1 protein-coding gene is annotated in these 856 nt (G+C 33.3%); it reads right to left on the bottom strand.

The annotated features are described in order from the left end of the window. Positions 1-174: 174 nt before the first annotated feature. On the bottom strand, positions 175-856 hold a 682-nt coding region (locus BFA01S_RS21565), incomplete at its 5' end, for an acyl-ACP desaturase (protein WP_066235700.1).

Genomic DNA, 856 nt, shown 5'->3' with positions numbered 1-856 from the left:
AAAACTATTGGTATGTTTATCAAAACACTCGAAACAAATAGAATAAAAATCTTTTTTCTCTTTCTTCAAAAAATCAAATTCCCACGTTTCAAGCTCTAAATAACTTACTTTCTCTTTCGTTTCTTTTTTACATAATTCGCAAGTTGTTTCCATTATAAAAACCCTTTCATACATCTACCTTTTGTTTTTTTCTAGCTGGCGATCTTTAATTCTTTTTAAACGCCCATGATATTTCATTATGTTCGCTTGGGATTGCTTGGCATCTTCACTAGTAGGTTGTAAATTAGATATATCCCAATAATTAACAATTACATCTAATACTTGGTCAAAATATTGTAGTGGGCCATAATTAGCATCTGCTGCAATGGTTTTCATTCTATCGTTAAAGTCTGGCATAACGGCGCCTGGCATAGAAAAATTAATAATGACATTCTCAAAATAAACAATGAAATTCGGATCAAGTTCCAGATGTGCTTTTACTGTGTCGCGATAGAATGCATAATGAAGTGCTTCATCTTTCGCTAAACGTCGAAGTAATGTTGCTAAATCTTTGTCGTGCGGACTTGCTATTTTAGCTACATTATTATAAAAAACGAGAGTAGCCAACTCTTGCAATGAAGTATAAGCCATTGTTGCTAAAGGGTTAGTAAAGTCTGGAAACCAACCACTTTCCACTACTCTTCTTCTTAATTCATGCAATCTTGTTGGATTTACATTTCGTGTCACCAATAAATATGTTTCAAGTAAGTTAGAATGCTGGTCTTCTTCAGCCGTCCAAGTGCGTACGAAATCACTTATTACTTCCATTGAATTCTTAAATGTATAATCCAAATGTGAAGTATACCAAGGTAAATTC

Origin of the sequence: Metabacillus fastidiosus NBRC 101226 (genome assembly GCF_001591625.1) — a bacterium.
Classification (GTDB): domain Bacteria; phylum Bacillota; class Bacilli; order Bacillales; family Bacillaceae; genus Metabacillus; species Metabacillus fastidiosus.
The sequence above is the reverse complement of the archived record's forward strand: the minus strand, read 5'-3'. Positions and strand labels throughout refer to the sequence as shown.